We start from the raw sequence: 25,120 nt of genomic DNA, 5'->3' as shown, positions 1-25,120 counted from the left end.
ATTCCTTAATCTGCCATGCAGCTTGCGCGTATGCGTTGCTGCTCGTTGCGTCCGTTAGCCGGTGTCCGGCGGAACACGTATGAGCCCTACCCCTTCACCGCGCCGGCCGTCAGCCCGCGCACGAAGTAGCGCCCCGCGATCACGTAGACCAACAATGTCGGCAATGCCGCGATGATCGCGCCGGCCATGTCGACGTTGTATTCCTTGACGCCCGTCGACGTATTGACGAGGTTGTTCAGCGCCACCGTGATCGGCATCGAATCGACACCGGCGAAGACGATCCCGAACAGGAAGTCGTTCCAGATCTGCGTGAACTGCCAGATGACGCAGACCATGAAGATCGGCAACGACACAGGCAGCAGGATGCGCAAGAAGATCGTGAAGAATCCCGCGCCGTCGATGCGCGCGGCCTTGACGAGCTCGGCCGGCACGCCGACGTAGAAGTTGCGGAAGAACATCGTCGTAAAAGCAATGCCATAGACGACGTGCACGAACACGAGGCCGGTAATCGTATTCGAGAGGCCGACGCTGCCGAGCAGTCGCGCCATCGGCAGCAGCACCGTCTGGAACGGAATGAAGCAGCCGACGAGCAGCATCGTGAAGAGCGCATCGGCGCCGCGAAAGCGCCAGTGCGTGAGGACATAGCCATTGAACGCGCCGATGATCGACGAGATCAGGACGGCCGGAATCACCATGCGAACCGAGTTCAGGAAGAACGGCTGCATGCCTTCGCAGCGCACACCCGTGCAGGCCTGACTCCAGGCCTTGATCCAGGGCGCGAAAGTCCAGTGCGTGGGCGCGGTCAGTAGATTGCCCGTGCGAAGTTCGTCGATGTCCTTGAACGACGTCGACAGCATGACGTAGATCGGGAACAGGAAGTAAAGCGCAAAGAGCACGAGCGCCGCATAGATGACGGCACGGCTCACAGTCATCTTAGGCTGCATTGCGGGTGCTCCTCGATTCCATATACATGAGCGGTACCAAAACCGCGACTACAGTGGCGAGCATCATCATCGACGAAGCCGCGCCGACGCCAAGCTGCCCGCGGTTGAACGAAAACACATACATGAAGATGGCGGGCAGCGAGGACGAATTGCCGGGGCCGCCTGCCGTCAAAGCGACGACGAGGTCGAACGTCTTGATCGCGATATGGCAGAGAATCAGCAGCACCGAGAAGAAGACCGGGCGCATGCTCGGGATCACGATCTTGCGATAGATGGTCGGCAACGTCGCACCGTCGACTTGCGCCGCCTTGAAGATCTCGGCGTCGACGCCCCGCAGACCGGCGAGGAACAGCGCCATGCAGAAGCCCGTCGATTGCCAGACGGCGGCGATCACGATGCAGAAGATCGCTTTGTCGGGATCGCCGAGCCAGTTGAACGAAAAGCTCGTCCAGCCCCAGTCCTGCATGATCTTCTCGATCCCCAGCCCGGGATTCAGAATCCATTGCCAGGCCGTGCCCGTCACGATGTACGACAGCGCCATCGGGTAGAGGAAGATGGCGCGCAGCGCGCCTTCGTTGCGAATCTTTTGATCGAGCAGGATCGCGAGCAGCAGACCCAGCGCGACGCAGATGGCGATGAACGGGATCGCGAACCAGCCGAGGTTCTTCGCGGAGGTCCACCAGACATCGTTATGGAACAGCTCGACATAGCGGTCGATGCCGGCGAACTTGAAGTTCGGCATCAGTCGCGACTTCGAAAAAGACATGTAGCCCGTCACGGCGATGAAACCGTAGACGAAAACAAGGCTGATCAAGAGGCTCGGAGACAACACGAGCTTGGGAACCCAGCGATCGGCGAGCGCCGCGAACGACGACGTGCGATGGGGTGCGGGCGCGACTTCGTTGCCCTTGCCGCTTAGAGAGGCATGCACAACTCGACTCCTAATTCTTGCCTGCCGCCCGCTCCTTCGAAGCGAATCTCGCTCGGGGGGACGGGCGTCATCGGTAATGCGGGCGGCAACGCGGTGCAATGCGTCGCCGGATTCCCCGATTTCGATTACTTCGTCTTGGCGGCGTTGGCGAGCGCCTTGATGGCGTCGTCCGTCGACTCGTTCGAGTTCATGAACTTCGTCACGACGTCCGTGATCGCGCCCGCGACAGCGTCGGACTGCGCCATGCCGTGCGCGAGCGACGGAACGTAACCGCCCGCCTTAAGCGCCTTCTGCTCATCGTCGTACGACTTCTTCGCGCAATCGTCGAACTTCGCCATCGACACGCCGAGGCGCACCGGGATCGAGCCCTTGTAGAGGCTGAACTGCTCCTGGAACGCGGGGCTCATGATCGTCTTGGCCAGGGCGAGCTGACCCGGCGTCGCCTTGTCCTGACCCTTTTCCTTGAAGAAGACGAACGAATCGACGTTGAACGTGTAGGCCTTGTCGGTGCCCGGCACGGGCGCGCAGACGTAATCGACGCCCGCCTTCTTGTTCGCGTTCGCGAACTCGCCCTTCGCCCAATCGCCCATGAACTGCATGCCGGCCTTGTTGTTGATGACCATGGCCGTTGCGAGGTTCCAGTCACGCCCGTTGCGGCCGGCGTCGAAGTAGCCCTGAATCTTGCGGACTGTATCGAAGACCTTGTGCATTTGCGGGCCCGTCAGCGTGGCTTGGTCGAGATCGACGATCGCCTTCTTGTAGAAAGAGGCGCCTTGCGAGAGCACCACGTCTTCCCACAGCGTGAGATCCTGCCACGGCTGCCCGCCCATGGCGATCGGCATGATCCCTGCGGCCTTCATCTTGTCCGCGACTTGGAAGAATTCGTCCCAGCTCGTCGGCACCTTGCCGCCCGCCTTGTCGAGCGCTGCCTTGTTGATGTAGAGCCAGTTCACGCGGTGCACCGAGAACGGGGCGGCATAGTAGTCGCCGTCCTTCTTGCCCGCGCGCATGATCGTGTCGATCTCGGGCGGCAGGTTCTTCTGCCAGTTCTCGTTCTTCGCGGCGGAATTGATATCGACGAGCACGTCCTGATCAGCCCATTCCTTGATCAGCGGGCCCTTGATCTGGGCGGCCGACGGCGGGTTGCCGGCAATCACCTGCGAGCGCAGGGCCGTCATGGCCGCCGCGCCGGCGCCGCCCGCGACCGCGAAGTCCTTCCAGGCGTAGCCCTGCTTCGTCATGTCGTCCTTCAGCACGCCGATGGCTTTGGACTCGCCGCCCGACGTCCACCAGTGCAGCACCTCCAGGGATTCACCGGCCGCCTGCGCAGCCGATGCACCCACCATGAGCCCCGTGGCCGCGAGCGCCGCCATGATCGCGCGAACTTTCATTCTTTATCTCCTCCGGATTTGAACCGAGAAACGATGCTCCCCGCTCTTGTTGTTGGGGAACGATGGTTGCCAAGCAGAACAACACTGGAAGGCCAGGCCTGCCTCTCGATGCACTGAGCGCGCGTGCCGTACGGCGCGCTCGACCAAGGCACACCCGGCCGCGAAAGCGCTTCTTCAGGAAATGAGTGGTTCGGAACTCAACGCCTGTCTCCTGTTTTGATTCGACCCGACCCGCGTCGCGCGGAAAGCTCGGGGAGGCATAAGCCAAGGCCGCAGGTCCGCAAGCGGACTGCCGCGCTGCTAACATTCAATGTTCGATGCCACACCATCGTGCCGACGCGCCGGCACAAACCGTATGCGGATTCAACCCGAAGCACGCGGGAAGCCGCACCGCCAAGGTGCAACGCATGCTTTTTGCATCGAATCGTCGTTACCTCTTGATTTGGATTGTAGTTAAACTACAATTCAGTGTCAAAAATATTTTTATCGCGCTACAAGTCGAGCGATCGTCGGGCAAGGCCGGGCGCGCGCCCGGCGCGAGCACATGGAACCGGAGACAAGCGACCAGCGCAGACACGACCGAGCACGACCAGGTTCGATCCAGCAACCCGATGAGTCAGCCGCGGCCCCACGACCCGGCCTCCTCTCGACTTTCGACTCAAGACCCATGCAAATCGACTCAGGCTTTACCTTCGTTCTCTTCGGCGGGACCGGCGATCTGTCGATGAGAAAGATTCTGCCGGCGCTCTACGAGGCCCATCGCGGCGGGATGCTGTCAGAGCAAGGCAGGATCGTCGCCGTCGCACGCCACGCCGCCGATCTGAACGGCTACCTCGACTGGATGAACACCAACGTCAAGGCGCACGTCTCGAAGAACGGCTTCGACGAGGCCGTCTGGAAACGCTTCATCGATCGTATCGACTACGTGAAGCTCGATCTCGGCAAGTCGGAGGACTTCGTCAAGCTGCGCGATGCGCTCGAGGGACACGCAGGCATACGCGTGTTTTACCTGGCGACGGGGCCCTCGCTGTTCGTCCCGATTTGCCGCGCGCTTTCCGCCGTCGGTCTGAACCTGAACTCGCGCATCGTGCTCGAAAAACCGCTCGGCTACGATCTGCGCTCGTCGAACGCGATCAACGACGCCGTCGGCGAGATCTTCGCCGAAGAGCAGATCTACCGGATCGACCACTACCTCGGCAAGGAGCCCGTGCAGAATCTGCTCGCGCTGCGGTTCGGCAACGCGCTCTTCGAGCCGCTCTGGCGCCGCGAATGGGTTGAGAGCATCCAGATCACGATCGCCGAGGAGCTCGGCGTCGAGGGGCGGGGCGACTTCTACGACAACACGGGCGCGTTGCGCGACATGGTGCAGAACCACCTTCTGCAGTTGCTCTCGATCGTCGCGATGGAGCCGCCCCATTCGATGGATTCCGATTCCGTGCGCGACGAGAAGCTGCGCGTGCTGCGCGCGTTGAAGCCGATCGACTCGCGCGATATTTCGAAAGTGGCCGTGCGCGGACAGTATCACGGGGGCGTGATCCGGGGCTCGTCGGTGCCTGCCTATGCGACGGAGCCCGGCGTGAAGCCGCAGAGCACGACCGAAACGTTCGTCGCGCTGAAGGCCGAGATCGAGAACTGGCGGTGGTCCGGCGTGCCGTTCTTCCTGCGCACGGGCAAGCGGCTGGCCGACCGGATTGCCGAGATCGTCGTCAACTTCCGCCCCGTCCCCCATTCGGCGCTCGGCGCGCCGGCGCTGCGTCCGGGCTCGAACCGGCTCGTCATCCGCCTGCAGCCGAACGAATGGATCCGCCTTTATTGTCTCGCGAAGCAGCCTGGCGAGGGGATGAATCTCGCGAGCGTCCACCTCGATCTTGCCTTCGATCAGTTCTTCAAGGAAGGCCAGATGGAGGCATACCAACGGCTGCTGCTCGACGTGATCAACGGCCGCCTCGCTCTGTTCGTGCGGCGCGACGAGCAGGAAGCCGCCTGGCGGTGGGTGGAGCCGATACTCAACGAATGGGCGACGTCGACGAAGCCGCCGAAGCCTTACGCAGCCGGCACCTGGGGACCGGCGGCCGCGAGTGCCATGCTCGCGCAGCACGGCACCTGCTGGCTTGAAGAAGAGAACTGACGACGTTCGGACGCGGCGAGGCCCGCCTTTGGCTGGCCTCGCCGCGCGGAAAGGAACAAGTCCATTGGGGCAGTACTCGAGAAGCAGTCTGGAGGAGAAGTGATCGAGCTTCACGCTTTTGACGACCCGCGCGCTCAGGGCGACGCGCTGGCGAAAGCGGTCGGCGATGCGCTCAACGCATCGCTCGCCGCATCCGGCGGCGCCTCGCGCACGACGCTCGCTGTATCCGGCGGAACCAGCCCGCGCGCGTTTCTGCAAACGCTGGCGCACGAGCCGCTCGACTGGCCGCGCGTCGACGTGACGCTCGTCGACGATCGGTGGGTTCCCGCAACGGATCAGGCCAGCAACGCGCGGCTCTTGCGCGAGACGCTGCTCGCCGACGGCACGAAGGCAGGGGGCGGCGCGCGCTTTTTCCCGCTCGTCGACGTTGCTTCGACGCTCGAGGCAAACGTTGCAGCGCTCAACGCCGATCCGGCGCGCGCGCTGCCGGACGTCGCCGTGCTCGGGATGGGAGAGGATGGTCACACGGCGTCGCTCTTCGCCGATGCGCCCGAGTGGCTCCATATCATCGATCCGGCCGCCGCGCGCTTCGTCGCCGTCCACCCGGGGAATGCGCCGCATGCACGCGTGAGCCTTTCGCTTGCCGCGCTCACGCGCATTACGAGGCTCTTCCTGTTGATTGCCGGCCCGAGCAAGCTCGATGTGCTGAAGGCCGCCGCCTCCGCACCACAAGAAAACGCCATCTCGAAGCTGGCGAACGACAAGGGAGTGAGACTCGATGTCTACTGGTGTGCCAACTAAAACGATGCCTCTTTCCGGCAACCGTCAGCACGCCGACGGTCCGCGGCTGCTCGCCGACATCGGCGGCACCAACGCACGCTTCGCGCTCGAAACCGGCCCCGGCGAGATCTCGCAGATTCGCGTCTATCCGTGCGCCGAGTACCCCGGCGTCGAGGACGTGCTCAAGAAGTACCTGAAGGATACGAAGGTCGGGCACGTCAATCATGCGGCAATCGCCATCGCGAACCCAGTGGACGGCGATCAGGTCAGCATGACCAATCACAACTGGACCTTCTCGATCGAGGCCACGCGACGCACGCTCGGCTTCGACACGCTGCTCGTCGTCAACGACTTCACGGCGCTCGCGATGGCCCTGCCCGGCCTGACCGATCAGCAGCGCGTGCAGATCGGCGGCGGGGCGCGCCGGCAGAACAGTGTGATCGGGCTGCTCGGGCCCGGCACGGGCCTCGGCGTCTCCGGGCTCATCCCGGCGGACGATCGCTGGATCGCGCTCGGCAGCGAGGGAGGCCACGCAAGCTTCGCGCCGTCCGACGAGCGCGAGGATCTCGTGCTCCAGTTCGCGCGCAAAAAATGGTCGCACGTCTCGTTCGAGCGCGTCGCGGCCGGTCCCGGCATCGAGCTCATCTATCGCGCGCTGGCGGCGCGCGACAAGAAGCGTATCACCGGCTCGGCGGACCCGGCCGACGTCGTCAATCGCGCGCTCGCGGGCGAACCGCTCGCGGCCGAGGCCATCGATTGCTTCTGCGGCATTCTCGGCACGTTCGCCGGCAATATCGCCGTGACGCTCGGCGCCCTCGGCGGCATCTACATCGGCGGCGGCGTGGTGCTTAAGCTCGGCGATTTTTTCGCGCGCTCGTCGTTCCGCCGCAGATTCGAGGCGAAAGGCCGCTTCGAGGCCTACCTCGCCAACGTGCCGACTTACGTCATCACGGCCGAGTATCCGGCGTTCCTCGGCGTATCGGCGATCCTGGCCGAGCAACTGGCGAACCGCACCGGCGGCGGATCGTCGGCCGTCTTCGAGCGCATCCGACAAATGCGCGACGCACTGACGCCGGCCGAGCGGCGCGTGGCCGATCTCGCGCTCAACCACCCGCGCTCGATCATCAGCGATCCGATCGTCGATATCGCCCGCAAGGCTGACGTGAGCCAGCCCACGGTCATTCGCTTTTGCCGCTCGCTCGGCTGCCAGGGGCTATCGGACTTCAAGCTGAAGCTCGCCACCGGCCTCACGGGCACGATTCCGGTCAGCCACAGCCAGGTTCACCTCGGCGACACGGCAACCGATTTTGGCGCGAAGGTGCTCGACAACACCGTGTCGGCGATTTTGCAGCTGCGCGAGCATCTGAACTTCGAACACGTCGAGCGCGCAATCGACCTGCTGAATGGCGCGCGCCGCATCGAGTTCTACGGGCTCGGCAATTCGAACATCGTCGCGCAGGACGCCCACTACAAGTTCTTCCGCTTCGGCATTCCGACGATCGCCTATGGCGACCTTTACATGCAGGCCGCCTCGGCGGCACTCCTCGGCAAAGGGGACGTCATCGTCGCCGTCTCGAAGTCGGGGCGCGCGCCCGAGCTTTTGCGCGTGCTCGATGTCGCCATGCAGGCCGGCGCGCAGGTGATCGCCATTACGTCGAGCAACACCCCGCTCGCGAAACGCGCGACGGTGGCACTCGAGACCGACCACATCGAGATTCGCGAATCGCAGCTATCGATGATCTCGCGCATTCTGCACCTGCTCATGATCGACATCCTGGCGGTAGGCGTCGCGATCCGGCGCGCCGTACCGAACTCGGACGTCGCGAAGGCCGTCGCCAAGGCCCGCGCGGCAGGCACCGACGAATCCGTCGCCGTGCTCGATTGGCTCAGCCACGGCGCGGCGTCGTCAGCGACGGACTGAACGAAGCCGCGGGGCGGGCGATTTCGCCGTTGTGCAATGCAGCAAAACGCCTGCCCCAACGTAGTGCAAAAGACACACGCACCGCCTCAGGCAAAGAATCCGGTCCCGATTCTTGTCGCGTTCTCGCAACGGTATTTTTAGAGTTTTAAGCGTTCTCTTTCATTGAAAGCCAAGCGTCATGCGGCTTTCGCAAAGGCACGCACTGAAATACTCTTTTGCTGCTATCGCAATAATTTGTAGCAACTAGTATTTACACCAATGAGGCGGCGGATTACGACTGCCTAGTATCCCCGAGACTGCCTGGACCCGCGGCGGGGACCACTCGTTCATGAGACGAGCGTGTCCGCTGCACTCAACACCCCGGGTGCTCACTTTGCAGTTCAATCGTCTCGGAGACCTCTTTAATGAAGAAATCGCTAATTGCTCTCGCAGTGACGAGCGCTGTCGCGGCACCGGCGTTTGCCCAAAACAGCGTGACGCTCTACGGCGTCATCGACATCGGCATCACCTACGTCAACAACACCGGTGGCCACTCGCAGTGGCAGATGCAAGATGGGATCGTGCAGGGCAGCCGGTGGGGCTTGAAGGGCGTTGAAGACCTGGGCGGCGGCACGAAGGCCATCTTCCAGTTGGAAAACGGCTTCCACCCGGCGAACGGCACGCTCGCTCAACACAGCCGCGAATTCGGTCGTCAGGCTTACGTCGGTTTGACCAACGATTCGTACGGTACATTGACCTTGGGTCGCCAATACGACCCGGTCGTCGATATGGCCCAGGCGACGACGTTCAACGGTCAGTGGGGCGCCCTCTTCTCGCACCCGGCTGACATCGACAACACCGACAACGGCTTCCGTATCAACAACGCCGTCAAGTACGTTTCGCCGAAGGTCTACGGCTTGCAAGCCGAGGCCATGTACGCCTTCGGCGGCCAGGCCGGCTCTTTCAGCAGCCAAAGCACGGTCGGCGGCGGCCTGAGCTTCTCCACGGGTCCTCTCTATGTGGGCGCGGGCTATTTCTACGCCAAGGACCCGGCGGTGCAGTTCAACGACGGCAACTTCCTGGGTAACACGACGCCGCCGTCGCTGGCCGCGGCCCCGACGGACGGCATCTGGGGTCTCGTCGGGTCGCCGAGCAACATGCAAGTCATCAGCGCTGGCGCGACCTACAACGTCGGACCCCTGCTCGTCGGCGGCAACTTCTCGAACGTTCGGTTCGACAACGCGAAGGGCGTGGGTGGCAACACGGTCTGGTTCAACAGCTATGAACTGTGGGGTCAGTACAGCCTGACGCCTGCGGCAACGCTCGGTGCCGGTTATACGTTCACGAACGGCAAGGACCACGGGACGGGCCAACGGCCGAAGTATGGCCAGGTCAATGCGGTCGCCGACTACGCGCTGTCGAAGCGTACCGATGTCTACCTGCTGGGCAGCTACCAGCATGCGATGAGCGGCGGCGTCACGGCGGACATCTACTCCGGGCTCTTCGCCGGCGGCGCGAGCACGAACTCGAACCAGGTATCGGCCCGCGTGGCCATCCGCCACAAGTTCTAAGCAGCAACGGAACAACAGCAAAAAGAACTCGCCGGACGGCAGGGCTTCGGCCCTGCCGGGACTCGACGAGATGCGCAGTACCCTCCGAAAGCGCCGCTTCACGCGGCGCTTTTTTTATCGGCTATCGATCGAGTGAGAGGCCCGAGGCACAGCGAGGAAAGGTCAACGGTCAGCTAGCGTGGCACCGCCGTCCCATGCGCCGGCAACGCGTGCCAGCGCATGACGATCGTCCGCCCGACGTAGCAAAGCACGCCCGTCGCCAGAATCGTGATGCCCAGCCCCTTCGGCGTGCCATTCTGCAGGACACCGACCACGAGGCTCGCCAGCGCGCCCAGCACCAGCTGCGCGGCGCCGAACACGGCCGCGGCGGCTCCCGCGTTCTTCGGATAGCGATGCATGAGATCGGTGGTGCAATTGGCTGTCAGCACGCCCACGACGCCGACGACGAAGAACAGCGACGCGACGATCGACCACAAGCCCCCCCACCCCGTCAGGCACGCAACCGCCACGGCGAACGAAGCGATGCAACTGACGAGCGAAGCGCCGGCCACGAGCCGCAGCGATCCGAAGCGCCCGATCAATCGCGTATTGAGGAAGTTGCCGATCATGATGCCGACGATGTTGAGTCCGAACAGAAACCCATAGTGCTGCGGCCGGACGTGGAAGTAGTCGATATAGACGAACGGTGTCGCCGTGATGTAGGCGAACATCGAGCCGAACGCCATGCCGCCGCAAAGCATGTAGCCGAGCGCGACGGGATCGGTGACGAGCCGCCCGTAGATCGCGAACGACGCCCATACATCGACGCCCGCGCGTTTTTGCGCCGGCCATGACTCGCGCACGCGCGTGAATGCAAGCGCCGCGCAAAGCGCGCCGAAGCCCGCGAGCACGACGAAGACGGCGCGCCAGCCGCCGAGCAGCAGCAATTGGCCGCCGATCAGCGGCGCGAACAGCGGACCGAGACTTGTCACGATGGCGATCATCGATAGGACGCGGGCGGCGTCGCGTGGTTCGTGCACGTCGCGCGCGATCGCGCGTGCCATCACCGAAGCGGCGCCGGCCCCGAGCGCTTGCACGAAGCGCACGCCGACGAGCAGTTGGATCGAGCCCGCGCTCGCGCAGACGATGCTCGCGATCAGAAAGAGCGCAAGGCCGACGAGCAGCACCGGCCGCCGGCCGAAGCGATCCGAGAGCGGCCCATAGAGCAGCATGCCGAGCGAGAAACCGGCCATGAAGCTCGTGAGCGTTGCCTGGGCAGCCGCGTCCGGAACGCTGAACACGCGCGCGATCGATGGCAGGCTGGGCAGATACATGTCGACGGCGATCGGGCCGCAAGCGGCGAGCGCGCCAAGCAGGATGATCAGCCGGATATCCGGCGTGCGCCTATCTGTAGGGATCATTCAAGATGCTCGAAAAAAATGCGGAGGCCCGTCAATGAAAGTTCTTCGGCTCCGAGCCGCAATCGGAACCGGGTCCAATGAACCGGGAAGCAAATCGAAAGGCTGATTCTACGCGAGCCGGATGAGCCGGTCCGTTCACCGGCAAGCACGCGCCGCGTCGGTCCCACGAGCCTAACGGTCGCCTGCATGACCGCCTGCGACGGCGATCGACAATAGCCAAACCAACTACGAGCGGATTTCGTCCGATGTTTTTTTGAATCTCAAAACGGAGCCGGATGAAGGCGAATCACTGCTCGATATCGCCAAAAGCAGAAAGTTAAACCAGAAACACCACGCTTTCTGAAAGGGACGAGGAAACGTTTGCGCGTCAAGCCTCTGACGGCCGAGCGTAAGCAGGTTCGCGTCAAATCCGCCAACGAAACCTACGATTCAGACAAGGCGCACACCCAAGGCTGTAAATTATGAATTTTGCCTCTCGCACCGTTAGAATCGAACTAAACGCTGGCGTGGTTTTTTGGCGAGGGACCAATGAAATGCTGTGGGCCGTGAATGGAGCTGGTCACCGCAAATGTGAACCAGACAACAATAAGGTTGGCATGACCGCTGGAATCGATGAATGCTCCAACAGCAACCATCGTGTCGCAATACTCATTTGCGACGGCTGCTCCATGACGCATATCGTCGATATGCTTACGAAAGCTTGTGCACTCTTCACTGAAAACGGGCAATTCGCCGAGGACGGATGCCGGCTGAACATCCAGATATTGTCGAGCCGTACAGGCTTCGTCTCGTGCGGCGATTGGTCGATACCCGTTTGGGCGGAAGCGCTGGAAAGTGCGACGCCGAGCGAGTTCGAGATGATCGTGATCGGACAGCGGCCCGCATTTGAGAAAACAGCGGAGCTCTCCAGCGTGCATGACTGGCTCGCGCAGGCAGGCCCCGACGTAAAGATTATCGAGCTCGCCCCGGACGCGAAGAAGTTCCTCGCCGGGCGCCCGGCCCTGACTGAAGGCGATCGGCCGGTTCACCACAAGACTCCTCAGCTCAGCGAAAGAATCGAGGCCTCCATTCAATGGTTGAATGAGCATTATGCGGAGCGCATCTCAGTCTCAGCGCTCGCGCAACGCGCATCGATGAGCGAACGCAATTTTCTGAGGCGATTCAAGGCCGAGGTGGGGCAAACCCCGAGCCAATACTTGTCGTCGATTCGGTTGGAGAGTGCAAGGCAACTTCTTCTGCATACGAACCTGCCAGTCGACAAGATCGCCCGTCACTGCGGATTTTTCAATGGCGATCATCTGAGAAAGCAATTCCTCAAGTATTTCGGTATTTCTCCCGCCAAGTACCGCGCGACGAAGTCCGAAAGACCTGACCTCCTGTAGTTACTTAATTCTCGGCGACCAATGCTTCGAGAGGCAGAATGGCGGTCAACGAGAAACCCGCGCCCGGCGCCGTTCGAATCCGGATTTCGCCATTCAACCGGGCAGCTCGTTCACGCAGTCCGAGCAAGCCGAGCGAATGTCGGCTCGGACTTGCGTCGCGCGCGGCACCACGGCCATTGTCGCTGATCCGCACGATGCAGTACCGGCTGTCGTGCTCGATCGCGACGACGACTTCAGTTGCGCCCGAATGTCGCGCAACGTTGGTCAGCGACTCCTGGACGATGCGGAAGACCTCGATCCTACTTTCGCGGCTGAATGCCATGCCGGCAACATCGAAGCGGCTGGTTACGCGCATGCCCGAGCGTATCGAAAACTCCTTGATCAGCCATTCGATGGTCGGAATCAACCCGAGATCGTCGAGCATCGCCGGGCGCAGGTCGGCCGAGATTCTCCGCACCGAGTCGATCAAACCATCGATCAATGTATAGATGCCGCGCAAGCCCACCGAGGATCGTATCGACGCTTCGACGTCGAGATCTTGCTCTAGCAGCGTCACCGCCATTTTTAGCGCGGTCAGTTGTTGCCCCAGGTCGTCATGGAGTTCTCTGGCAATGCGGGCCTTTTCCTCTTCTCTGACCTGTTGCGTGTGCCCCGACAATCGCTTCAGTTCTTCGCGAGATGTTCGCAACGCCTCCTCGTTTCGTTTGCGATCGCTGATGTCGATCACCCAGCTCACCATGCGATAGGGCTTGCCGGCAAGGTCCCAAAGCGCCTGCCCGCGGGATTGTACCCAGCGGAATTGACCCGACCGGGTCGACACACGATATTCCACGTCGAAGGGTCGCCGGTGCTTTAGATGCGCGTTCAAGGCCTCCCTGACCTTGCCGGTGTCGTCCGGATGAATCGCATCGAGATGCGCCCGCCTCTCATTGGGTAGCTCATGATCTCCATATCCCAGAATCGCCTTGAATTGAGGCGAAAAATAGATTTCGTCCGATTGCAGATTCCAGTCCCACAGGCCCGCGGTTGCCCCTCGTACGGCAAGCTGAAATCGCTCCTCGCTCGCCGCGAGTGCCGCAGCCGCACTGTGCCGCTCTATGGCGTAGTGAATGGCGCGCCTCAGTAACGACGGTTCGATGTCCCGCTTGAGCAGATAATCCTGCGCCCCCTCGTGTATCGCCAGCAAGCCGACGGACATGTCGTCGAGCCCAGTGAGCACGAGCACCGGTAGATCGGGGGCCTGCCGATGAAATGCGCGAAATGTATCCAGCCCTTGCGCGTCGGGCAAGCCCAGGTCGAGGAGCACGACATCGACTCGTGCCGCGCGCAACTGGGCCGCAGCCTCCGACAGCCGCTCGGCCCTCAGCAAGCGAAGCTTGAATGCCGAAACTTCGGAGAGCGCATCCTCGATGAGCCAAGCATCTGTCGGACTGTCTTCGACGAGGAGAACCTGAACTTCCGCGTCGGGTGAGTTCATGGCTTGACCGGAGGAAGGGTAACCACGCTGAACCAGAAGTCGCTGATGCTGCGCACCACTTCCGTAAATTTTTCGAAGTCGACTGGCTTGGTGATATAGCAATTCGCGTGGAGACCGTATGACCTCAGAACATCTTCCTCCGCTTTGGATGTCGTCAAGACCACGACCGGGATATCGCTCAACGCGGGATCGCGTTTCAATTCCTGAAGCACTTCCCGACCACTCATTTTTGGCAGATTCAGATCGAGAATGATGAGTCCTGGTCGATGTGCTAAGCCGTCCGGCCCTCGTTGCTTCAAATAGCGCATCGCGGCCACTCCGTCTTCGGCGACATGGAGCGGATTCAAAACTCGGTACTCGAGCAACGCCTCGCGCGTCATCATCGCATCCGAGGGGCTGTCCTCCACCAGAAGAATGTCTACGAGGCTGCGCGACATGTCGATCACCATGCACCGTCCCTTCGCATCGTGGGATTGAAGGCTTTCCCAACGGGAGCTCTCGGCAAGGCAAAGCGCTTGACTTCGGCTTCCCGCACACGTGTGCCAACAAACACGACTTTGAAGAATGAAGCTCCAAAAAGTATGCGCGCAGCTGCAAACCGACTGAGCGTGTCGTCTAGCCGCAATGGCAAGCGAAACCCGAGCCGACAAGAAAAAAATGACTGAGAAATGAATTGCAGTATAGACGGCGACATCGGCTCGACAAGAAGAAAAAACAACTGATATCGCTGACGTTGATGCTGCCCAACATCGCGCCGGGTTATGCGCTGATTCGCTCGTTATCGAAGATCCGATACTTGCGCATCTTTTCCCACAAGACCTTCCGACTGATCCCCAAATACTGTGCCGTTTCCTGGCGCCGCCACCCGTTCGTTGCCAGCGCTTCGAGCACGCGGCTCCGATCGGCCATGTCCAACCTGTTTCGCCCCATGGCTGATTCGGATATCCGTTCCGCCAATGTAGCCTGTATTCTCTGCGCGTTCGCGAGCAGACTGCGTAACCGCGGGGCGTCCCAGGCCCGAGTCTGCATCACCGTGACCCCGACTCTCTCGGCCAGGTTACGGAGCTCTCGCACGTTGCCGGGAAATCGCATCTGCGAGATCGCGGTGCACAGCCACTGCGGCACGTCTGGCAGCGCCGCACGCAGTTCGTCACCCAGCATCGCGGCGATGACCGACTTGAAGATGGCGATCTTGTCGATCTCGCCCCGCTCCTCGAGCGACGGAACATGCAACTCGATGACGGCGAGCCGATAGTAAAGATCGGCCCGAAATGCGCCGTCCCTCACGAGGTAAGGAAGGTCCTTGTTGGTCGCCGCGAGAACACGAAGGTCCACCTGCACCGGCGTCCCGGCGCCGACCCTCGTCACCGCGCCATCCTCCAGCACTCGCAAAAGCTTCACCTGCTGATGGAGCGGCAGATCGCCGATCTCGTCGAGAAACAATGTGCCGCCGTGGGCTCGTTCGAAATAGCCCTTGTGCGTACCCACCGCGCCCGTAAACGCTCCTTTCGCGTGGCCGAAAAAAAGCGATTCGAAGAGGCCATCAGGAACCGCGCCACAGTTGACAGGCACGAACGATCCTATGCAGCGACGCGAGTGCTTCTGATGCAGCAACTGCGCAATGCGCTCCTTTCCGACCCCCGTCTCGCCGCGGATCAGGACACTCGTATTGAAATCGGCAACCATGTCGACTTCACGAAGCAGTGCCCGCATACATTCGGACTGTGCCACCATCGCACCGGCGTCAGTCGCTCGGGTGGCACTCGCCTGCAATCGCACCGCGAGATTCGCGACCATGGTGCGTAGCCCCGCGCGTGAAAAATCGAGCGGCAATGCATGGAAGTCTTGCGGCAAAAGCTGACCTGGCCCCCGTGGCACTTCGCCGATCCAGATGATCGGCATCGAGATGGCGCGCTGGCATTCGCCGATTGCCGCAGCGGATCCGTCGATCACGGTGGTGCTTATCATCGCCAGTGATGCGCGCGACGGACTTGCCGTCGCCGGGATCGTCAGCTCGTCGGTCGGAATGATGTTGATGTCGACACCGTTCAGGTAGCGCGCAACACGGTCGGCGAGGTCGACGTCCCCTCCCAGTACATAGATATCGAGTTCGCCAATTTGGTCAGCGCCTTTCATCTTTCGCTCGTCAGTGGACGGGCCCGCTTGCACGACTCGTAGCGAGCGTTACGTCTCGCGAAGTCGGTGCGCAGCCCTGAGAATCGTTTCCAGCCGATTGATTCGGATTGTTTCTTTCAAAAAGTCAACCGAAAATTAATCGACACCCATGTCAGCGGCCGACCGCATGATACTGACTCGCGTCGAACGGTATTCCGCCGGTGTTATGCCAAACCTTTTCAAAAATTGCTTGCGCAAATGATCGCCGTTAAAGAGGCCACAGTGACGCGCAATTTTGTCCATCGGCAGCGCGGTATTGTCCAACAAAGACCTGGCGCTCTCCAATCGGACCTTCGAGAGATACTCGTGGGGGGTCATCCCGACTTCACTCCTGAATCGGCGCTGGAAATTCCGCTCGCTCATCAACGCCAGCTTGGCCATCTCCGATATGGATACACGTTCGCCGTAGTGCTCTTTCAGCCACTGAACGGCAGTCTCGATCCTCTCGCTAAGACCGGAAATTTCGGGTTGTCCAGCGGAGACCGCGAGGGTTCGCATACGCAACGCGATTGAAGCCTTCAATGCCGTTTGATGCGTGCTGCGCTCCGTTTCTGAAGCGATCTGCCGGCTCTTCGCTGCTCGCCTGTTGCGTTCGGCGCCAGCGTGATCCAGCGCACTCGAGGCTCCAGGTAAGCCGGGAAAGCCCGGCACCATTACCGCTCCGGCTTGCAAAAAAAGCGGGATGATCTCACTCTTTCCGTCAGCGTCCGCGAGCCATGAAAGAATTTCCGCGTCGCAAGTGGCCGAATCGGGAAATGGCTGGGGCACGACGATTGCATCGAAATCGGCCGGGTCGACATCGCTAACGGCGACAGACCATACCGGCATCGAGGAATTTTCCCGAAAAACGAAACCGGCGTGGCCGGAGACAACTGTAATGCTCCCGTTTTGGCAATGGGTGGCCTGCTCCTTTCCGACGCCAAACCGCTCACAGGTCCTCGCCAAAGTTTGCGCGACGTCAATCAATGGAAACTCATCATGCACGAGAATAGCGACACGCAGGCCGCTGCCGAAGTTCGCCGTGAAACGGTTCCCGATGTCTTGTTGCTCGGCGACGGGTTGGTACGCGTACTTCACTGTTGGCTGGCTTTCGCTCTTACTTGAAGTCATAAACCCCTCGTTATGGCTGGCAAGTCGACGTTCCGCACCGCGTCATAAGTCTACCTATATCTTTTTCCGCCCACAGGGGTTTTGTCGGAACGGTAGGTTTTGTTGGCAGAATTTGCGTGAGTCAATCTCATCCGCATCAGGGCAAAATCCGGAAATTCTTTCCAATTGTCAACAACAAACGAGCGATTATATATATGTAATATTCGCCAAAAATCGTGGCCGCCGAAATATACAACCCTGTCTGTCTAATTCCGGCGACATTGACGTGCTTCACCTGCAGCCCTACATCAGGCGCCTCGCCCATACACTACCCTCGACGCGATCGATCCGTACTGGTCCGCGGTATCGGCGAGCGTCAAACCATGGAGCCGGCGTTCAGCTCTCTCCTGCCGTAGCGCCACGACGAGCGCGCGTGCAAAGGCCATCGTGTCGTTCGCTTCGATCAGTTGGACGTTTTTCAGCCGCTTCGCGAACACAAACGAAGGAATCGCATTCGCAACGATAGGGACCCCGGATGCGAGCGCTTCGATAAACGCAATGCTGTGCGCTTCTGAGAGCGATGGCATGGCGAATACATTGGCTTCCGACAGCAGGTGCGGGATATCCGAACGCGGGCCTTCGATGGTCACTCGATCCGCAATGCCCAGTTCGTGCGTAAGCTCGATCACCGATTGGTGGTAGGCCGGATCTTCGATGACGCCATACAACCCGAGGCGAGCCGTCGGCACTTCCGTCAGCACTTCTCTAAACGCGCGCACGGTTTGCAGTTGGTTCTTGACCGCTGTATAACGTCCGACCTGCACCACGTGAGCCGAAGCCTTACCCCCCTGTGGGCGGCCCACAGTTGAAAAGCGCGAGACGTCCACGCCGTTCGGAATGACCGACATCACAGGATGAGCGCCGACTGCCGCGATATAGTCGTCGACGTTCGCCTGCGAGACGCCGATCACCGCGCGCGCGCGTCGGCGCAAGATTCGCTCTACCCCGCGGAATACCGGATACGCGAAATCGTTCGTGGCCGAATGCATGACAAACACGATCGGAACAGCGATCGGGAGAGCGCGCGCATAAAACGACGGAATAGTCGCATGCGCAAAGACCACGTCGGGTCGAAAGCGCCGAGCGACTCTGAAGAGATGCCATAGCTTTCCTAGCAGAGGATATCGTCGCCGTGGAAACCGGCACACTACGCCGTCGTTATCGAGGGCTGCGCGCAGTGGGGTGAAGTCCTCCTGTTCGGGCAAGAGCGAGGTGACCCAGACTGGGTGCCCTTGACGGCGCTGATATGCAGCAAGGTCTTTTACCAGCACTTCAGCGCCTGACAATCGCGGCGCCAGCACGAGATGAAGTATTCGCATCATGACCTCTTCATGAGCCGATAGAGCATCAGCGCCGCTGCGCCGCCCAAACCTGCCGTCATCGACCACGCAAGCCCCACTACGCCATAATGCTTTGTCGCGATCGGCACCGTCACGGCAAGCACGATGACCTGAAGCAGCGAACCGTGTGTTGCCGCCTTCGCATCGCCTACCGCGCGCAGGTACGCTACCAGTACCGCAATCAGAGCGCCAATAGACATATTGACAACAAAGATCCTGAAGAGCGGAACAGCAACCAACCACGATTGGCCGAGCAACAACGATAAGAACGGTGCAGCGAACGCACGCAATAGCAGGACGATCGCCGCCAATCCAACGGTTGCGAGCGCAAGATATCGCTTGACCAGGAGCGCCGCCTTTCCTGGATCGCGCCGATGATTTGCGGAAAACGTCGGGAAAAGATATTGCGACATGGCGATCGCAGCGTCCGCAAGCAGCATCTGGGCGAGCCTCGACGACATTTGATATGCGCCAAGCTCCGACGGCCCGAGCAGCCTTGCCACGATAACCTTGTCGAACTGGTTGAGGAGCAGACTGACTACACTGGACGCCCAGATCCAACGACTAAAGCGGATGTAATGTCCGATGCCAGACCACGAGAGACGAATCTGTGGTCTCGGGGTCATCGTCGTCCACGTCAGCGTTGTCTTCAACGTCTCACCGGCGATCGCGCCGACCAGCGCCGAATAGGCCCCTATGCCACCCAAAGCCATACCGATGCTCGAGCAGCAATCCAGGAGCGCTACAGATACTTCGACGCCGGCGACCTGCGCAAAGCGCCGCTCGCGTTGCGTGACGAAGTAAGCCGGCGATGCCAGACCTCGAATCAGCGGCGGCAGAGCCGCAAGTTGCAACAGCATGAGCGCCCCGCCGAGATGAAACGCACTTGCCATAACCGGAGCGACCAAGAAGAGGCAAAGCGCGATGCATAGGCCGCGCGTCGCGAGCGTCGTCAGGACCGCACCGAGCTCTGCTCGCGTAGGCTCGTTTCGCCCTTGCACGATCGCCTGCGCGAGCCCGGTATCCGAGAGCGACTCCGCGATCGCGATGGCAAGCAGCGCCACGCCGATGCTACCGATCGCCGCGGGCCCGAGAATGCGTCCGAGCAGCAGGAATTTCGCCGCAACGAGCGCACGCACGAATGCCTGCTGCAAAAGCACCCAGGTCGCGGCGCTGGCGCCAAAGCCGGCTCGCACAGAGACTTGCGGCAACCCGATCGACCGCAATAAGTTGGTTAGCTGCATGGATTAGAGCGATTCGCGTTGGTCTCGTGTCGATTCAGCGTAAGTTCGCGGGACAAACGCTCGTCGGGTAACGGCCGCATCCGCGCAGCGATACGGGCTTATTGACTTTGCGCGCAGCGCGGAAGGGTTTGGTCGGCATCGGCGGCGCGTGTTCGACGGACAGATTTGCGAGCGACGGCACGAGGTGCCGGCTACCGTCCGGTATCGACGGTGCGAGCAGGTTTTGCTCCGTCCGAGGCGTCGCACCCGCTGCCGCGCCATGGCGGCGTTGCCACATGTCGTTGCGAATCGCGCTTCCCTTGCGTGGATTGACGAGCCCCGGATTGGTCGAACGATCGATCTCGGTGTAACCCGTGCCGCCGTATGCAAATGCGTCGCCATGAGCGCCCGAATAAGGTGATGAATCCGCTGCCGAACAGCAAGCAGCATGAACGACCAGTACGCAACAGACGGGCAATAACAGCTTCGTCATGGAGACCTCGTAACGGTAGGCCTGCTACACCGCGGGAAGCATCGAAGACGCCTCCACGCCCTCATTCAAACCTTGCTCTGGTTCCGATAGATGTAGTAAGCGTACTGATCGTGCCGAAAACGGCTGTATCGGGAGCCGTAGGTGCGATGGCTCGTATTGAGCTTGATGCCGTTCAGAACGACTCCTTTCACACCGACTCCCGCGAGCGCGAGGCGCCTGGTCGACTCTTCAATTTCGCCGAGCCGGTTGACCTCGGCGCGCGTGACGATGAAGACCGTGCCCGCAAGCGCGCCGAGCGCCTGCGCGTCCGACACAGGCAGAACCGGCGGCGAATCGATGAGCACGATGTCGTAGCGCTTCCCGACTGTCTCGAGCCCGGCGCGTAGCGCCGGCGACAAGACGAGCTCCGAGGGATTCGGCGGCAAAGCGCCCGTCGCGATGAAATCGAAGCCACTCCCGATGTCACGCCTCGTGACCTCTTCGATAGTCATTTTCCCGTCAATCCATTCGGATAGGCCGCCCTCACGCGCCACCTGCAGGTACTCGTTCAGGTTACCTCTATGCAGATCGCCATCGATCAGCAACACTTTCTTGCCAGCCGCAGCCAAAACCTCGGCGAGGTTCGCCGAAATGAATGATTTGCCAACGCCGGAGATGGGGCCCGCCAACATCACGACATTGTTTCGGGCACCGAGCATCGCGAACTGCAAAGCCGTGCGCAAGCTGCGCAAACTCTCGATCGCGGGGTCGTGCGGCTCGCGATCGACGAGCAGGCTCAGTGGTGCGCCACTGAGCCGCGATTCGTTCGAAAGCGCTTCCTGAGGCGCGCTGTACGGAACGGTCACCATCACGTTGAGCCCGGTAAGCTGCTCGATTTCGTGTGGATCCGACAGGCCTCCCACGAAGAATTTCCGTATGAGTGCGGCGACCACACCCAACACGATCCCTGCAATCAGAGAGAAGCCGATGATGAGCCGCGCTTTCGGCTCGACCGGCAACTCCGGCGCGGCGGCATCGTCGACAAGGCGCACCGTACCGGTCTTGCCGGCTTTGATGACTCTCAACTGCTGGGCGTTGTTCAAAAGCCCCGTATAAAGTTCTGTGTTCACCTGAACGTCGCGCATCAGCCCGACCGCCTGCCGCTCGACGTCGGGCAACTGCCTGATTGCTTCCTCTGATTGCCCGGCGGACGCTTCGAGCGCGTTGATTTGTTCGTCCAATGCAAGCACGGTCGGATGCGTTGCCGAAAAGCGAGTCAACAGATCTTGTCTTTGGACGCGCAGGTCCAGCAATCGCTCACGGACCCCCGAGGACTGCTGAAGCATCTGTTGTCCTTCTGCGCTGAGGTCGATCGTTCCGTGCTCGTCCCGGAAGCGCGTGTACCTTTCCTCGGAGTCCTCGAGCTGCTTCTTCAGCGCAGGCAACTGCTCGTTCAGAAATGCCAGGGACTGCTCGGCGTCGGCGACCTTGCGCTCGATATTCTGTCCGATGTAAGCCTTGCCGAGCGCATGAAGGAGGTCCCTGCACTGAAGACGCTGCGCGCAATCGAGTGTCACTTCGATTACCCCCGATTGGGTGGTCTTCTCGAAGATGTTGAGCCGATCCTGCAATTGCTCGATCGCTTGCAGCCGCGATGTACGCATCAACGTAAAGCGAATGCCAGGCTTGGCCGTGATGGACGCGACTTTCAGGGAAATGTCGCCGGCGGGAAGATGAAATGTTTCGAGCGCGCCGACACTGCCTTGGAACGCATGCTCGCTCCCCGGGATCGTGAGCTGATAGACGTCGTGCCCGAGGTATTCAAGATCGAACCGTTTGCCGTAAAGGCTTTCCGGAACGTCAAACGCGCCGACGTCGATCTTTTCCCGCCCCCACGCGAAGCCTCCCCATCCTAGAATGCCGGGGTTCGACAAACCTTTGGCCCTCGACGCGATGAACGTACCGAGCACAGGAAAATGCCGAGGCTCGGCACTGTAGTACAAGTGAACCGCATCGACTGCTCGCGACACCACGAGCCTAGATCGCAAGATCTCGATCTCGGTCACCGCCTCGGTCTTGATATCGAAGAGCGAAGAGAGGTCGCCGAGCAAACTCTTCGCCGAATCCGAAGAAGATTTTTCGACCTGCAGCAGCAGATCCGCTCGATACACCGGTTTAGCGAGCATCGTATACGCCGTACCGAATAGCAAGGCGACAATGACTGAAATCAGAATCGACCAGCGGGCGCCGATCAGGAAATCGACGTAGTCCGTGATGGAGACCCCATCTTCCTCGGGTTGCAAAAAATTGCTCTTTGGCTGATCTAGTGGTTTCATCGCTTTTCCTAAATAGACAGCGCTTGCTCTCAGGTGCTGCACAACTGCACGAGAGAACTCACGAAACGCTCCATCACACGCCGGCGATCGAGATTCGCCATCGCGTACTGACGCCCTTGCATGCCGCACCGGCTCGCAAGCTCCGGTTCGTCGATCATCGCTTCGATCGCCGCGGCAAACGACTCCAGGTCGCCTGGCGCCACAGCGACGCCGCATTGCGATGCCACGGTACCGACCTCCGTTCCTTTCTCCGCGATCGCGACGATCGGCCGGCCGCTGGCCAGCATTCCGGCCAGCTTCGAAGGCATCACGAGATCAGCCACGTCGGCGCGCTGCGGCAAAAGATGGACGTCGGCCGAATGGAGCAATTCCGACAAGTGATGAGCGGGCTGCAACGGCAGAAACGTCACGTTCGGCAATCCCGCGCAGCGTTCGACCAAGCTTTGCCGTCCCGAGCCTTCACCGCAAAACACGAATCGAATGTCCGTGCGCCGCGCGAGACGCCGGGCCGCGTCTGCCATCACTTCGAGGCCTTGCTTCTGGCCCATGTTGCCGGCGTAGAGACACACCTTCGTTCCGGCGGCAATGCCCAGCTCTTCGCGATACCGCCCACCATGACCATCGCCGCGATGGCTGTAGGGTTCGGCAATGTCGACCCAATTGGGAAGCGAGACGAGCTTGCGTGGATCCACCCCTTTCGCCTTTGCACGCTCGATCATCTTCGTGGAAATCGACGACACGACATCGAACCGGCGCATCAGCCACCGCTCGACACCGAGCGCCATTCTCTTGAACCACGTCGATTTCACGAGCCCGAGCCCGATGGCTGCATCGACCTCGTAATCCTGCACGTGGAGCCAGCATTTCGCGCCGATGAGCCGCGCGGCAGCAAGCGCGATGGGCGCGCACATCAGGCTGGGCTCGACCACCCATATGACATCGGGCCGCCAGACGAGAAGGCGCGCCATGATCGGCAAGGTGGCCATCACGAAGCTGGCGTGATGAAGGAGACGTTTGCCTCCGCTCGGCCGAGCCGGCACATACAGCGGACATCGGTAGACGGTGACGCCTGGCCTCGTGCGCTCGATTGCGTATCGATTGCGAAACCCGTCAAAAATCCTCCACCCCGGGTAGTACGGTTGCGCAGCAACAACCGCCGCTTCGCCGCCGTGCTCGATTAGCGACTCGACGAGTTCGCCCGAATACTTCCCTACGCCTGTCAGCTCCGGTGCATAGTTCAAGCTGTAGACGAGAACGCGCAACGGTGCAGTGGCGACGCTCGCCCTCTCGACATGCCCGTGCGCGTGTTCTTGTGCGCGCCGTCGAATCCTGCGGTCGACGCGTCCGGCTTTCTCGACATGGCTCACTCTTCGCACTCCAATTCAGCCTGCGAGCTCTGCAGGGAGCTTTGCCCGTATCGGATGGGCGGAGAACGAGTCGGCTTTCCGGCGTCCTCGCTCCGGTGTTGAGTGCGGAGCCGGTACTCCGTCGGCGAGGCGGCGAAGCGTTTGCGGAACATCTTCGCGAGCCGATCGCCGTTGCGCATCCCCGTGCATCGCGCAATGTTGTCGACCGGCAGATTCGTCTTCGCCAGCAAGTGACAAGTCAAATCCAACCGCGTCTGCAGGAGAAATTCCGACGGTGCGACGCCCATCTCACGCTTGAAGCACCGCAGGAAGTTGCGCTCGCTCATGGCCGCGATTTCGGCGGCATCGGCAATGGTGACGGGTTGCTCGCAATGAGCAAGGAGCCAGCGTGCCGATGCGCGCACCTTGTCGCCAACCGTTTTGCCGTTGACCTGACTCAGCAGTGGAGCGAGTTCGCTGCCGAAACCCGGGGACAACCGCTCTGCCACGGCGATGGCGACATCGAGTCCCCAATCGCGCTTCACTTGTATCAGCGCCGCGCACATCGCCTGATAGGGATCGTCGTTGACGCCAGGGCGCCCCTGCTTGACATGCCGCTCCACGCTGATCCGGTGACCGAACCCGGACGCGCGCGGCCGCCTGGTGCCAGCGGCTCCAAGCGCAGTTTCGGCTCCGAACGGATCCATCGGCGCGGTATTCGGATAGAGAAGACGCACTAACTTGATGAGCCGCCGATCGCGTGCCGCATTGCTCTCGCCTTCCTTGCCCATGACGAAAGCCGCATGCAGTTCCCCGACCACGCGCGGATCGAGCCGATCCGTGCATGCCTTCGCCGAAGAAGCGCAGGCGACGTCTCCCCCATCGAGGGATAGCAGACGAAGGTCGTAGCGCCGTGCCTTGCCCATCTCGGTATAGACGATCTCATTGGCCGCCTGGAAAACCTCGGTGACCATCGCCAAAGCCAAGAATGAGAAATCCTCGAGCAACAGCAGTCCGATCCGACTGCTATGCCTCGTCACGTTCGGCGCCAAGGCTATCGACCCGTCGGCCCCGGCAGTCTCAACATCGATGTAAGCCATATTCGATCCCCACGTTTCAACCAGGTAGTGCTGCGCCCAGAGGCCTCTTTTCCCGTCATCAATCAAACCTGCCGC

19 protein-coding genes are annotated in these 25,120 nt (G+C 61.1%); 5 read left to right on the top strand and 14 right to left on the bottom strand.

The features are described from left to right. Positions 1-86: 86 nt before the first annotated feature. The 3 genes from AB4Y31_RS03510 to AB4Y31_RS03500 all read right to left on the bottom strand — a co-directional run bounded on the left by AB4Y31_RS03510 (position 87) and on the right by AB4Y31_RS03500 (position 3,266). Entirely contained in the window at positions 87-944 is an 858-nt protein-coding gene (locus AB4Y31_RS03510) for a carbohydrate ABC transporter permease (RefSeq protein ID WP_026229639.1), read from the bottom strand. Beyond that, the gene (locus AB4Y31_RS03505; RefSeq protein ID WP_018440514.1) at positions 934-1,875 is read right to left on the bottom strand and encodes a carbohydrate ABC transporter permease; all 942 of its coding nucleotides are present in this window, start codon (positions 1,873-1,875) and stop codon (positions 934-936) included. The genes AB4Y31_RS03510 and AB4Y31_RS03505 overlap by 11 nt, the downstream gene beginning before the upstream one ends. Positions 1,876-2,000: 125 nt before the next feature. Continuing rightward, positions 2,001-3,266 carry an ABC transporter substrate-binding protein gene (locus AB4Y31_RS03500; RefSeq protein ID WP_368672730.1) on the bottom strand — a complete coding sequence of 422 codons (1,266 nt, stop codon included), beginning with the start codon at positions 3,264-3,266 and terminating at the stop codon, positions 2,001-2,003. A gap of 667 nt (positions 3,267-3,933) precedes the next feature. Between AB4Y31_RS03500 and zwf the strand changes: the two genes are divergently transcribed. The 4 genes from zwf to AB4Y31_RS03480 all read left to right on the top strand — a co-directional run bounded on the left by zwf (position 3,934) and on the right by AB4Y31_RS03480 (position 9,645). Continuing rightward, entirely contained in the window at positions 3,934-5,394 is a 1,461-nt protein-coding gene (gene zwf, locus AB4Y31_RS03495; protein WP_368672729.1) for a glucose-6-phosphate dehydrogenase, read from the top strand. 99 nt (positions 5,395-5,493) lie between these two features. Next, a complete protein-coding gene (gene pgl / locus AB4Y31_RS03490) occupies positions 5,494-6,195 on the top strand; it encodes a 6-phosphogluconolactonase (RefSeq protein WP_368672728.1) in 702 nt (233 codons plus the stop codon). Then, positions 6,173-8,095, top strand: coding sequence for a bifunctional transcriptional regulator/glucokinase (locus AB4Y31_RS03485; protein ID WP_368672727.1), 1,923 nt, complete (start codon positions 6,173-6,175; stop codon positions 8,093-8,095). Before pgl ends, AB4Y31_RS03485 begins: the two co-directional genes overlap by 23 nt. A gap of 404 nt (positions 8,096-8,499) precedes the next feature. Next, positions 8,500-9,645: a porin gene (locus AB4Y31_RS03480; RefSeq protein WP_368672726.1), complete on the top strand. Its 1,146-nt coding sequence runs from the start codon at positions 8,500-8,502 to the stop codon at positions 9,643-9,645. Positions 9,646-9,818: 173 nt separating this feature from the next. Here the strand turns inward: AB4Y31_RS03480 and AB4Y31_RS03475 are convergent, their stop codons facing one another. Further along, a complete protein-coding gene (locus AB4Y31_RS03475; protein WP_368672725.1) occupies positions 9,819-11,045 on the bottom strand; it encodes a Bcr/CflA family multidrug efflux MFS transporter in 1,227 nt (408 codons plus the stop codon). Positions 11,046-11,578: 533 nt separating this feature from the next. Between AB4Y31_RS03475 and AB4Y31_RS03470 the strand changes: the two genes are divergently transcribed. Then, positions 11,579-12,427, top strand: a complete 849-nt coding sequence (locus AB4Y31_RS03470) for a helix-turn-helix domain-containing protein (protein WP_368672724.1) — start codon at positions 11,579-11,581, stop codon at positions 12,425-12,427. 4 nt (positions 12,428-12,431) lie between these two features. Here AB4Y31_RS03470 and AB4Y31_RS03465 read toward each other — a convergent pair whose 3' ends face one another. The 10 genes from AB4Y31_RS03465 to AB4Y31_RS03420 form a co-directional block, all read right to left on the bottom strand. Next, positions 12,432-13,904: a PAS domain-containing protein gene (locus AB4Y31_RS03465; RefSeq protein WP_368672723.1), complete on the bottom strand. Its 1,473-nt coding sequence runs from the start codon at positions 13,902-13,904 to the stop codon at positions 12,432-12,434. Continuing rightward, positions 13,901-14,353, bottom strand: a complete 453-nt coding sequence (locus tag AB4Y31_RS03460; RefSeq protein WP_368672722.1) for a response regulator — start codon at positions 14,351-14,353, stop codon at positions 13,901-13,903. Before AB4Y31_RS03460 ends, AB4Y31_RS03465 begins: the two co-directional genes overlap by 4 nt. 310 nt (positions 14,354-14,663) lie before the next feature. After that, on the bottom strand, positions 14,664-16,040 hold the full coding sequence (locus AB4Y31_RS03455) for a sigma 54-interacting transcriptional regulator (RefSeq protein WP_368672721.1): 1,377 nt from the start codon (positions 16,038-16,040) through the stop codon (positions 14,664-14,666). Between the two features lie 135 nt (positions 16,041-16,175). Then, positions 16,176-17,189, bottom strand: a complete 1,014-nt coding sequence (locus AB4Y31_RS03450) for a helix-turn-helix domain-containing protein (protein WP_368672720.1) — start codon at positions 17,187-17,189, stop codon at positions 16,176-16,178. A 287-nt stretch (positions 17,190-17,476) separates the two neighbouring features. Beyond that, positions 17,477-18,550, bottom strand: a complete 1,074-nt coding sequence (locus tag AB4Y31_RS03445) for a glycosyltransferase family 4 protein (RefSeq protein WP_368672719.1) — start codon at positions 18,548-18,550, stop codon at positions 17,477-17,479. Next, positions 18,547-19,812 (bottom strand): oligosaccharide flippase family protein, encoded by a 1,266-nt coding sequence (locus AB4Y31_RS03440; protein WP_368672718.1) that lies wholly within the window; start codon positions 19,810-19,812, stop codon positions 18,547-18,549. Before AB4Y31_RS03440 ends, AB4Y31_RS03445 begins: the two co-directional genes overlap by 4 nt. 34 nt (positions 19,813-19,846) lie before the next feature. Then, a complete protein-coding gene (locus tag AB4Y31_RS03435; protein ID WP_368672717.1) occupies positions 19,847-20,284 on the bottom strand; it encodes a hypothetical protein in 438 nt (145 codons plus the stop codon). A gap of 65 nt (positions 20,285-20,349) precedes the next feature. Then, positions 20,350-22,599 carry a polysaccharide biosynthesis tyrosine autokinase gene (locus AB4Y31_RS03430; protein ID WP_368672716.1) on the bottom strand — a complete coding sequence of 750 codons (2,250 nt, stop codon included), beginning with the start codon at positions 22,597-22,599 and terminating at the stop codon, positions 20,350-20,352. A 29-nt stretch (positions 22,600-22,628) separates the two neighbouring features. Next, positions 22,629-23,966 carry a glycosyltransferase WbuB gene (locus AB4Y31_RS03425; protein ID WP_368672715.1) on the bottom strand — a complete coding sequence of 446 codons (1,338 nt, stop codon included), beginning with the start codon at positions 23,964-23,966 and terminating at the stop codon, positions 22,629-22,631. Further along, complete coding sequence (locus tag AB4Y31_RS03420) at positions 23,963-25,045, bottom strand: helix-turn-helix domain-containing protein (RefSeq protein WP_368672714.1); 1,083 nt, start codon at positions 25,043-25,045, stop codon at positions 23,963-23,965. Before AB4Y31_RS03420 ends, AB4Y31_RS03425 begins: the two co-directional genes overlap by 4 nt. Positions 25,046-25,120 lie beyond the last annotated feature (75 nt).

Source organism: Trinickia sp. EG282A, assembly GCF_040965455.1.
Classification (GTDB): Bacteria; Pseudomonadota; Gammaproteobacteria; order Burkholderiales; family Burkholderiaceae; genus Trinickia; species Trinickia symbiotica.
Note: the sequence above shows the minus strand (reverse complement) of the source record. Positions and strands in the feature narration are given on the sequence as shown.